The organism is Arthrobacter sp. 754, from assembly GCF_040548695.1.
Lineage (GTDB): Bacteria > Actinomycetota > Actinomycetes > Actinomycetales > Micrococcaceae > Arthrobacter.
The window spans coordinates 464,525-475,425 of sequence record NZ_JBEPSC010000004.1; the positions used below are offsets into that span (position 1 = coordinate 464,525).

The following is a 10,901-nucleotide window of genomic DNA, read 5'->3' on the forward strand; positions in this document are numbered from 1 at the left end:
ACCAAGTCCGGACGAACGTGTTCGTTTCCCTTGTAGCAGCACCACCTCGAACATAGTCTCGCTGTGCCCGGCTTCGCTGATCCGCAACCCAAGGACCAGGCGTTCACCGGCCGGAGCTGCCCGCACCCCGAGACCAAGAGGTATAAACAATGGCGTTTTCCGCACGAAGAATCCGAAGGCCGGTGGCTGCCCTGGCCGCGGCAGTGACGGCGGCGGCAGGGCTGGCGCTGTTGCCGGCTGCGCCGCCGGCAACAGCAGCAGACCAGGCAACCCCGGTAACCATCACGCCGAATCCTGCCAGCCGTGGCCAGGCGTTTGAGGGCTGGGGCACCAGCCTGGTCTGGTTCGCCAACGCCACTGCCGGCTACTCCCCCGAGCTGCGCGAGGAGCTCTACCAGAAGGTCTTCGGCGAGGACGGACTCAACCTCAACATCGCGCGGTACAACGTGGGCGGCGGAAACGCTTCGGACGTGGCCAACTACCTCAACGACGGCAGTGCCGTGGAAGGCTGGTGGAAGCCGGTCACTGATCCCGCGGCAGGCACCGCCGCTTCGAACCTCTACAACCCGGACGGCTCCGTGGAGCCGGCCCAGGCCAACAAGCTGGCGTTCCTGAACCAGTGGAATCCTGACGACCCCGCGTCCTACAACCCCGAGGCCGACCAGAATCAGCGCTGGTGGGTGGAACGGCTGGCCGCGGACCGGCAGATCACCCACTGGGAGGCATTCAGCAACTCGCCGCCGTGGTTCATGACCAAGAGCGGCTACGTCTCGGGGCAGGTCAATTCCAACAAGGGAGAAAACCTCTTGCCCCAGGCGGAAGCGAAATTCGCCGCCTACATGAAGAACGCCGTGGAACTCCTGGAACAGGGCAGCGGCATTACCGTGGACACGATCGACCCCTTTAACGAACCGAACTCCGGCTACTGGGGAACCGATATCAATGCGGCCACCGGGAAACCGCCCACCACGTACACCCAGAAGCAGGAGGGTGCGCTGATTTACCCGGCCGCCCAGGACCGCGTCACCAGGCTGCTCGCCGCCGAGCTGGCCGAGGGCAGCACCACCACGGACGCCGTGATCTCCGCGATGGACGAGACTGACCCCAGCAAGTTCATGACCAACTGGAACGGCTACAGCCAAGCAGCCAAAGACGCTGTGGCCCAGCTCAATGTCCACACCTACGGCACCAACGACCGCCGCCGCGTCCGTGACCTGGCCAGCTCCACGGACAAGCCGCTGTGGATGAGCGAGGTGGGCGGTTTCTGGCCCGGCAACCCGGCGCTTGGCGACTCCACCAGCGGCTGGGACCGCTCCAACATCACCAACGGCCTGGGCATTGCCGGCCGGATGGTGAACGATCTCCGCGAGCTGGAACCCGATGCCTGGGTCTTCTGGCAGCCGGTGGAGGACACCTACAAGCAGGAGAAGGGCGACAAGGGCTGGGGCTCCATCTACATCGACTTCGACTGCAACTACGAAGGCCGCGAGGGATTCTCCAACCGCCGGCTCAACGACGGGGCGGCCGCCGATGCCGCCAAGTGCAGGGTCCTGACCAACCAGAAATACAACACCACCCGGAACTTCACGCACTACATCCGGCCCGGCGACTTCCTCATCCAGAACGACAACGCCAAGACAGCCAGCGCACTGGACGCTGACGGCAACGGCGCCACCCTGGTGCACTTCAACGACACCCCGACGCCGGAAAAGGTCATCCTCGACCTCAGCCGCTTCGGTGCCATCGCCCCCGGGGCAACCGTGACGCCTGTGGTCACCACCAAGTCCCCGCTGGATGACATCGAACGGAACGCACTGGTCAAGGGCGCCCCGGTCGCCGTCGACGCCTCGGCAAAGTCAGCGACGCTCGAGGTTCCGGCGGCCTCCGTTGTGACGTTCGTCGTCGACGGCGTCAGCGGAGTCGCGGAGGACGCCGCGCCGGTGCAGGACGGCCACAGCTACCACCTCACCGGAGATGCCAGCGGCAAGTACCTGACGGGGCGGGCGGACGGCTCAACCGCCATCCAGGAACTGGGAGCGACGGCGGCCGAGGTCACCCCGCAGCTGTGGACCTTCCACGCTGTGAACGCCGGCGACGAATACGCCAACGACCGCCGATGGGTGGTCACCAACAAGGACGGGCGGGTGCTGACCGGGAATGGCGGCGTCCTGAACGCGAGCCAGTCCGGAGCGGCTTCCCTGGCCACCACTAACCTGGAACAGGCCAAGGCCACCCCGTCCGCGCAGTGGATCGTGGCAACAGAGAACGGCAAGCAGTGGTCGCTGGTGAACGCAGCGGCGGCCATCGCCCTTCAGGTATCCGGAAACCAGACGGCCGCCGGAGCTCCCGTTGCCCTTGCCTCCTCCGCGGGAACCACCGCCACGGCGACCGGCAGCACGCACCAGTCATGGTCATTCACGGACCTTGCGGACCTGCAGCTTCTTGGAACCAGACCCGTCGAACTGAGCACGCCGCTCGGCGTCGCTCCTTCCCTGCCCGCCACCGTCACCCCGCTTTATGCAAAGGGTGAGGGACGGCCTGTGCCGGTCCAGTGGGATGCGGTGGATCCGTCGCTATGGAAAAAGCGGGGCACTGTCACCGTCTCCGGTTCGGGAACCGACGTCTATGGCCAGGCCTTCACCGACGCGACGGTCACCGTGACCGTTGGAAAGTACACGGCCACCGATCCGGTTTCCGTCACCGTGGGAACCGGCGCAGCACTGGCGGACGTCAAGGCCGCGGCCCCGGCAACCGTGCCGGGACAGGTTGGCACCGGAACCGCCAGAAACAGCCTTGCGGTGACCTGGGACTGGAGCGCCTTTGACCCCGCTGTGCTGCAGGCACCGGGAACCGCCACAGTACGGGGCAAGGCGGCTACGGGAGTGGAGGGCGACAAACCGCTCGACGCCCTGCTGACGGTCCTGGTGGTGAACCGTGTTCCGAGCAGTCACATCTGCAAGGACGATCCCGCCACCGCCGTCACCGCAAGCTACACGGAAGGGTCCTACACCGCACGGAACACCTGCGACGGGAACGCCACCACCCGCTGGTCCAACTGGGTCAGCGGCGGGCGCAACGGTGACAGCCTGAGCTACGCCTTCGGCCGCGACTACACGGTTGACTCGGTGACTGTAACGCTCGCTGAAAAGGCACCGCAGAGCCTCACGGTTCAATACCTGGACGCGACCGGGACGTGGCAGAACGCGACGGCGGGAGCAACCACCGGCCTGACCACCGCCGCACCGGCCAAAGTAACCTTCAGCCCCGTCACTACACGCGGGATCCGGGTCTCCTTCGTCACCACGGGCTCCTACACCAAGGTGGCGGAGGTGGCCATCGCAGGGTCCCGGCTGGGCGAAGCGGGCCTTGCCGATCTCGGGCGGCTTCTCGTGGACCAGAAGTCAGTGGTTGGCTTCTCCGCAGGCACCAACGGATACACAGTGCTGACAGCGTCGACGGCGGTACCCACCGTCGCGGCGTACGCGCTGGATGGCAATGCCCGGGTTTCCATCGCCCAGGCCACCGCTGATCACCCGACGGCGGCAGTCACCGTGACCGCCCCTGACGGCACCACGAAGGAGTACGCCGTTGCGTTCGTGACCGGCAAGGCTGCCTGTGCAGCCGGTGGCTGGGCAACGAACGTCGAGCCCGGTTTTGGCAGTGAAGGGGAGTGCGTGAGCTACTTCGCGGCCAAGTAGCTGACCAAAGACGGCGCCCTTCAAAGAACACGGCCGCCGCAACTCCCGGACCTACCAGGCGTTGCGGCGGCCGTGCCGTCGGGCTGACCGCCCGGCTCAATGGGCCGTGAATTCCGCCCACACGGTTCCGAGGTCGACGGCGGTTCCGTCAGGGAACTCCAGGCGGCGGACGCCGTCGCTAAGCCGGACTGCGTCCAGTGCAGCAAGGGCACCCTCGCCGGCGAGCAGTACGACGGCGGCATAGTCGCCGTCGTCTGCCGGTCCGGAGGTGCCGATCCACGGCACGCCGAGGCACTCCCCCATCGGGTGCGGCCCTTCCCGCTGCCAGGTCCCGGCGTCGTCCAGGGGCGATCCCCAGCTGGCAAGGGACCGGATGTCACTGGTCAAAGGGGATGCTGCATCCACGGGCCACCCGCCAATCCTCAGGCGGGCGCCGGAACCGGCGGTGCCACGGAGCCGCACCAGGCGCACCTCCACCGCGCCACGCGTCAGGGACACCACGGTCACTTCCGGCCCCGCGGTGGCCGTACCTGTGGCGCCGCTGCCGTGGTCCGGACCGCCGTCGGGATCAACCGTTATCCAGTTCGTGGCAGCCCGGGAGGCACCGGCAAGGACACCGCCGAAGTCTTTCTGGCCAAGGAACTCAAAGCCAGTCCGGTGCGTCAGCCGGCCTTCGGGGTCCTCGAGGACGACGGCGTTGTCCAGGGATTCCGGTTCCAGGTCCGGGAAGGTGTGCGTGGAGTATCCGAGGCGCGCGTAGAGCGGGGAATCGGCCGCGGCGACGCCGGGATTGGCGTGGTCGGTTCCGTGGTTCCGGACGCGCACCACGCCGTCGGCGACGGTCCCGTCCACCTGCCAGCCGGGCGCTGCGATGAGGCGCTGCGTATCGCCCGCCTCGACAGGCAAGGGCTCCTCGACGGCGGTCCACACCCGGTGGTCCGCCGGGAGCGCCAAGCCGAGGAAGCCCTTCGCAGCCCAGTAAGGCGATCCCGCCCCGGAATAGGACTGCTTCATGCCGGGGAACTCGCCGTGCCAGCCAATGGAGAGCAAACCGTCGCCGGTGATCGCTCCGCGCCGCGCAAAGTAGCCGAGCATGCCGGAGGCCGCCCGCCGCGCCAGCCCCGGGGAGAGCCGGGTGTGCCCGGCGAGCTCACCGGCCCAGAAAGGCGCAGCCGCGGCGAACCGGTAGATCAGGCTGCGTCCCTGGATCAGCGGTGCCCCGTTTCCGCCGACCAGGCAGGCGGCGTCGTCGAGGAAATCGGCGAGCCGTTCGCCGTCGGCCTTTTTCCGCTGCTGGACCCGGGGATCCCCGGGGGCCATCAGTGCCCATAGCTGCGGGTAAACCTGGAAAGCCCAGCCCACGTAATGGTCGTAGGCGCGCTCCGGACCGTCGGCGAACCAGCCGTGCCCGCGGTAGAGCGAATCGTGGATGGCCAGACCGGCGTCGATGTCCGCGTCCGACGAGCGCTCGCCGACGCTTGCCAGGAACGTCTCCACCACAATCTGGAACCACACCCAGTTGATCGGCGGGTACTGCTCGCCGATGACTGTTTCGAACCACGCAATCAGCTGCTCCTGGACGCGCTGGGGAAGCTTGTCCCACAGCACGTCGCGGGTCAACGACAGTCCGACGGCGAGGGATGCGGCCTCGACCTTCGCCTGGTCGAGCTCCCCGGGAGTGGGCCAGCGGTCAGGATTGGCCGGATCCGTGCCGGCGTCCAGGCCTGCCGCGTACCATTCGGCGATCCAGCCCGTGCTGTTGGGGTCACCGGCGATCCGGAAGGAAGCCAGCAGAAAGGTCCTGGCGAACGCCTCCAGCGAATCACTGCGCGGACCGTAGGAACTGTTTGCGCCGGGCAAATGGATGTTGGCGTGGTCCCCGGTGCCGAAGCGGTGGGCGGAACGGAGGAGGAAATCAGCGTACGCACACCAGTGCTCGCGGGTGAGGCCCGTGAAAGGCGAGAGCTCGCGGTCCGGTGCAGGCAGGATCAGGGCCCGGGAAGGCGCTGTGGAAGGCATGGGGTTCCTTGGGTTCGTCGGTTCTAGCTGGCCATGAGCCAGGCGATGGCCCGCAGCAGGAGTTCACGGTGCTCGGGTGATTCGTAGGAGGCGGCATCATGGCCGAGGGCGTCAAAAAATGTCCGGCCGCCGCCACGGTTCAGGGACCACATCACCGGATGTTCCCGGTGCTCGTGGGTGTGGGTTGCGTGCACTGTGATGCCGGGCGCCGTCTGGAGATAGCTGTAGCGCTCATCCATCAGCTCGAAGTCGCCGATCCCCGCAACCAGGGCGCCGGATTCCGGGACCACGTGGATCGCCGCACGTCCGTACTTGGGATGCATGGACGTTCCGCGGATCCAGCGGCCGCCCAGGGCATCCTCCCATTCAGGGGAATCGAGGAAACTCGTGGAACTGGAATGGCTCACCAGCAACGGCCTGCCATCCGCCAGCCAGCGCCGCAGCCCGGCAGCGGCTTCCGGTGTGCCCGGCGAGGGGCTTCCGTCGCGCGGAAGGCCCACGTTCACTACCAGAAGGTCCGGCAGGCCGGGACTTTCTGTGAGGAGACCTTCCGCGTCTGGACCTGCCGCGCTGGGACCTGCGAGACCCGCCAGGGCGGCATCGACGTCGTCCGCCGTTTCGACGCCGAACCCCGCCTCCCCGAGGATGCCCGCCAGCGCCCCGGAAGTCTCCGCGAACGGGTGCCAGGGGTCCGCGTACCGTCCGCCGCCGCTCAGGACCAGCGCCTGAGAGGCCGTCACTTTGAGTCCTGGAGCAGGCCGGCCGCGGCACCCCGGGGTGCGCCGATGGACGACTCGCGCAGGATCAGATCCGGGTTCAGTTGAATGCGGTGCACGGGCCGCATCCGTCCCTCGGCGAGGCGGGCGGCCATCAGCTGGACGGCCACCTTCCCCACGTACTGTTTGGGTGGCCGGACGGCCGAGATGGCGGGTTCGGCCAGGTACGCCACTTCGTCGTCGTAGCCGACGATCGCCATGTCCCCCGGCACCTTGAGTCCCTTGTCAACACAGTGCTGAACGAACGCCACCGCCTGGGTGTCCGAGTGGACCAGCATTGCCGTGGTTCCCGTCTCTTCGCAGAGTTCCAGGACGTGATCGAAGTGGGCTGCCCGGTCACCATTGGCCGTCCTCGCAGAATCCTCGTGGACGGCGTCCTCCACAGAATTCTTCAGGGCCGCCATCGCCTGCCGCCAGCCGCGCACCACATGCGGACTGGTGGGACTCGAGGAATCGGTCAGGCAGCCGATCCTCCGGTGGCCTTCCTGCCAGAGGTGCCGGACTGCCATGCCGGCGCCGAACGCGTGGTCCGTCGCAACCCATTCGAGCCGGTGGGCCGGGTTCTCCTCCGGCGGACGCCGCTCGGCCAGCACCACCGGGATGGGCAGCGCGTTGAGCCAGCGCAGCAGTTCCTGCCCGCTCTCGCCGGTCATGTCCGGGGCGACGATCAGCCCGTCGATGTTCTGGGTGTCGAGCAGGGCCTGGACCTGGCGGCGGTTGTCCGCGGCGTCGTAGGTGGAGCCGCGGACCATGATCCGCAAATTCTGCTCCTCGGCCTCGGCCCGTGCACCGCTGATGACCTGCGGCCAGTAATAGTCCAGCGAGGGAACCACCATGCCGATGGAGTAGCTGTGCGGCTGCTGACGTCCCGCCGCCCCGGAGCGGTCCAGGGGGCTGGGCAGCGTGGCACCGCCGTGGACCCGGGAGACCAGCCCCTCGTCCGCCAGGATGTTGACGTCACGCCGGATGGTCAGCTCGCTGACGCCCAGTTTGACGGCAATGTCCCGGACGGTGATGGCGCCGTGGGCCCGCAACTCCTCCATCAGGCGCTCGCGGCGCTGGAGCGAAAACAGGGACTTGCCTTGGCCCTGGGCTGGTTGTTCGGGGCTCATGATGTTGCCTCCACTGTGAGGGTGAATGCGCCGGCGGCGCGGTGTTCGTCGGGCACGCGGAAGCGCAGCCGGGTGAGCCGCTCTCCCCACACATCGGACAGCAAGGGGTCATCCAGCAGCCATTCATCCACGACGACGACGGCGGCGCCCGGCTCCCAGCGAAGCACCGCTCCCCTGCCGTCCCCCGCAAGGGGAATTCCGGCGGGCGTAATGGTTGCGGTTCCCTCCCCGCCGAGGCGTAAGGTGCCTGCCGCGAGGTAGGTGATGCCGACGTCGGGCGTTGCGTTGTGCGGGGATACCGGGAGGTCCCAGCGGTCGGTGATGACCACCTGCCCGGCCGCCCTGCTGAGCGAGGACGTGCGGGTCCACTGCTCCGGGGGCAGGCCGTAGGCAGCCCCGAGGGCCAGCGTCAGCGTGGGGTCCGGCTCTGTGGGTGCGCTCAGGACCTGGGCCGCGAATTCCTCACCTGTTCCCTGCTCCAGTCCAAAGGGCGCGGGGACGCTGTGCCACGCACTCTGCATCGCCCGGATCCTATACCGGTCCGGTCCGAACGTCTGAGCTGTGTAGGTCGGTTGGCCGGCATCCACCAGCAGCGGAACCCCGTCCACGGCAACCACCACGGAGCCGACGTCGCGGTGGTTGTGGTGTTCGCCGTTGTGACCGCCCTTGGCTGCCAGCAAGAGGCCATGGGTGGTGCCGGCAGCCTGGCGTGCCACCATGATCTGCACAGAGGGAAGATAGGTGAACGGAACCAGCGGAGCGTCCTCTTTTTCGCCGTCTCTTCTTGCGGCTCCGTTTTCGGTGGTCCCTCCTTGCTGCGCCCCGAGCGCCAGCGCATGCAGGACGCGGCCCAGTCCCGCCGTCGCCGCGGGCTCGATGGAGGTAAAGGCAGCGGCGTGCCGGGCGGCGTCACTGTCTCCCAGGCGCACGGCCCAGCGGTGCAGCATGTCCCACGGCAAACCCCCGGCCGCCCGGGCCGGGCCGTCTGCGACGTTAAGGAACCACGTTCCGCCCAGATGCATGCGGTGTGGAAAGGCGGCGAGCTCCCTGACCACCGGAAGGTCGGCGTCGAGCGCCCCGCCGGTGGCTTCCGCCAGCAGCGCCAGGCCCTCCAACGCCCTTCCTGCCCCGTTCCACCAGTACGCGAAGCCCTCGTCGATGGCCCCGTCGGCGGGAATGGCCGCGAGGAAGCGGTCAAGGCCCTCAATGCACCGGGCCACAATTGCTGCCTGGGCCCGTGGATCATCCAGCAGGAAAAGTGCAGCGGCCATCAGGTTGGTGTGGATCCAGGGGTTCCAGTTGTGGACGTTGCCATCGAGCCCGAGCCAGTGCCAGTCCATGCGCTCAAGGAACGGCGCGATGACCCGGTGGTGTGTTTCCTGCCTGATCCTGCGCCGCAGGCCGGGCGCCCGGGCATCGAGGGCCTCCCCCAGCACGTGGTCAGTCCACGCGAGCTGTGCAGCAACCTCACCCGCTCCAAGGTCCAGGTACGGCCGTGTCCTCTCCGGTACCACCTCGCCGCTGCGGCTGAAAACGTCGTCATGCGCCGCCCAGCTCCAGGAGCTCTGTTCGCAGAGCAGGTAGACGCCGTCGATCACCTCATCGAGCCAGAGGTTGGCGTCGGGGCCTTGGCTGGTGCGTCCGGCGCTGGGGCCACCGCCGTCGCTGGTGCCTCTGGTGTTGCTGCCGTCGCTGGAACCGTCATGACCGTCGTCGTTCCCTGAAAGCAGTGCCATCACCACCGCCCGCGTCAACCGCTGCTGGCGCGCCGCCACCAGCGATTCATATGCCGTCCGGTTGCCGTCCCTGAAGTATCTGGCGTAGTCCGACACCACGGGCTGCGGCCATGGAGTCCCCCGTTCCGCGCGTGCCTGCGGCGCCCATCCGGCGACGGCAGCGGCACCTACCGCGCGCCAGGATGCATCACCCTGCGGACGGACGCGGAGGCCACTCCGGCCACCCGCTATGAGATCCATGATCCTGGCGGGCGAGGCGGCGCTCCCCCAGGCCCGGGTCAGCGGACCGTCAGCCAAAGCTGCCAACGCCGAAGCTCCGGCGGGTGCTGAATTCATGAGGAGAACTCTTCTGTTGTTCGAATCTGAATGTTTCAGTTCGATATTGGATGACATGAGTGATTTGTCTTGTTTATGAGTATCTACTGATTGTTAGATGTGATGCAAGACATGAATCACCTCGAACACAAACACCTGACACTTGAAAGGAGGGTCTCCTGATGTCACGCAAGCCCAAGGCACTGCTGGTCATGAACAGCGGAACTTTTGCTGATCAATTCGATTCCACCCGCCTGCAGCGGCTCGCAGAACTCGTAGACCTGGGCGGGCGCCCGTGGGTGGAGACGCTGGACTCGCCGGAGCTGGCGGCCCGACTGGCGGGCGTTGAAATCCTGCTCACCAGCTGGGGAGTTCCCCTGCTCACAGCGGACCGGCTTGAGCGGATGCCCAACCTGCGTGCAGTCTTCCATTGCGCCGGCACCGTTCGCAGCTTCGCCAGCGATGAGCTGTGGGAACGCGGCATCCTGGTCACCAGCGGCGCCGATGCCAACGCCATCCCGGTCGCCGAGTTCACGTTCGCCTCCATCGTCCTGGCCGGGAAAAAGGCCCACGTCCTGGCCAATGATGCCCGGGCGCACCGCGAAGACTGGAGTTACGCCACCCGTCGCGGTGAACTCGGGAACATCGGCCGGGTCATCGGCGTGGTCGGTTTCTCCCGGATCGGCCGCCGGGTGGTCCAGCTGGTCCAGCAGCTGCAGGATGTCACCTGCCTGGTGAGCGATCCCCACGCGGACCCGTTTGCCGTCAAGGCAGCCGGGGGCCGGCTTGTCCCGCTTGATGAACTTCTGCGGGCGTCGGATATCGTGACCATCCACGCGCCTGCCCTGCCCGAGACACGGCACATGATCGGGGCCGCAGAGCTTCGGGCCATGAAGGACCACACCACCCTGATCAACACAGCCCGCGGATCACTGGTGGACACCAAGGCTCTTGAGGCAGAGTGCGCCACCGGACGGATCCACGCCCTGCTGGACGTCACCGAACCCGAGCCGCTGCCGGCGGACTCCGTGCTGTACGACCTGCCCAATGTGGTCATCACCCCGCACATCGCCGGCTCCCTTGGAACAGAAACCCGGAGGATGTCCGATGCAGCCCTGGACGACCTTGAGAGGTACCTGACCGGACGGGAGCTTCTCGCCCAGGTGGTCCACGGAGACCTCTCACTCAGCGCCTGAAAGTACTACAAGCGCCGCACCACGCGGCAAACCCGAACCTCATCTAAGG

Annotated in this window: 6 protein-coding genes; 2 read left to right on the top strand and 4 right to left on the bottom strand. The window is 67.2% G+C overall.

The window, feature by feature from the left end; genetic code table 11:
- The first annotated feature begins 149 nt into the window (after positions 1–149).
- Positions 150–3,698: a discoidin domain-containing protein gene (locus tag ABIA70_RS14350; protein ID WP_354148218.1), complete on the top strand. Its 3,549-nt coding sequence runs from the start codon at positions 150–152 to the stop codon at positions 3,696–3,698.
- A 96-nt stretch (positions 3,699–3,794) separates the two neighbouring features.
- Here ABIA70_RS14350 and ABIA70_RS14355 read toward each other — a convergent pair whose 3' ends face one another.
- Genes ABIA70_RS14355 through ABIA70_RS14370 form a run of 4 tightly spaced genes read right to left on the bottom strand, consistent with a single transcriptional unit; the run spans position 3,795 to position 9,677 of the window.
- Positions 3,795–5,717, bottom strand: a complete 1,923-nt coding sequence (locus tag ABIA70_RS14355) for a DUF2264 domain-containing protein (RefSeq protein WP_354148219.1) — start codon at positions 5,715–5,717, stop codon at positions 3,795–3,797.
- A 23-nt stretch (positions 5,718–5,740) separates the two neighbouring features.
- Entirely contained in the window at positions 5,741–6,457 is a 717-nt protein-coding gene (locus ABIA70_RS14360) for a ThuA domain-containing protein (protein WP_354148220.1), read from the bottom strand.
- Entirely contained in the window at positions 6,454–7,605 is a 1,152-nt protein-coding gene (locus ABIA70_RS14365) for a LacI family DNA-binding transcriptional regulator (protein ID WP_354148221.1), read from the bottom strand. The genes ABIA70_RS14360 and ABIA70_RS14365 overlap by 4 nt, the downstream gene beginning before the upstream one ends.
- On the bottom strand, positions 7,602–9,677 hold the full coding sequence (locus ABIA70_RS14370) for a heparinase II/III family protein (protein ID WP_354148222.1): 2,076 nt from the start codon (positions 9,675–9,677) through the stop codon (positions 7,602–7,604). The genes ABIA70_RS14365 and ABIA70_RS14370 overlap by 4 nt, the downstream gene beginning before the upstream one ends.
- Positions 9,678–9,838: 161 nt before the next feature.
- On the opposite strand from ABIA70_RS14370, the gene ABIA70_RS14375 reads away from it, so the two are divergent.
- A complete protein-coding gene (locus ABIA70_RS14375) occupies positions 9,839–10,852 on the top strand; it encodes a hydroxyacid dehydrogenase (RefSeq protein ID WP_354148223.1) in 1,014 nt (337 codons plus the stop codon).
- The last annotated feature ends 49 nt before the right edge of the window (positions 10,853–10,901 follow it).

What these genes read in the sequence shown, in the direction of transcription:
- ABIA70_RS14350 (WP_354148218.1), top strand. Translation starts at nt 150, where the DNA reads ATGGCGTTTTCCGCACGAAGAATCCGAAGGCCGGTGGCTGCCCTGGCC.
- ABIA70_RS14355 (WP_354148219.1), bottom strand. Translation starts at nt 5,717, where the DNA reads ATGCCTTCCACAGCGCCTTCCCGGGCCCTGATCCTGCCTGCACCGGAC.
- ABIA70_RS14365 (WP_354148221.1), bottom strand. Translation starts at nt 7,605, where the DNA reads ATGAGCCCCGAACAACCAGCCCAGGGCCAAGGCAAGTCCCTGTTTTCG.
- ABIA70_RS14370 (WP_354148222.1), bottom strand. Translation starts at nt 9,677, where the DNA reads ATGAATTCAGCACCCGCCGGAGCTTCGGCGTTGGCAGCTTTGGCTGAC.
- ABIA70_RS14375 (WP_354148223.1), top strand. Translation starts at nt 9,839, where the DNA reads ATGTCACGCAAGCCCAAGGCACTGCTGGTCATGAACAGCGGAACTTTT.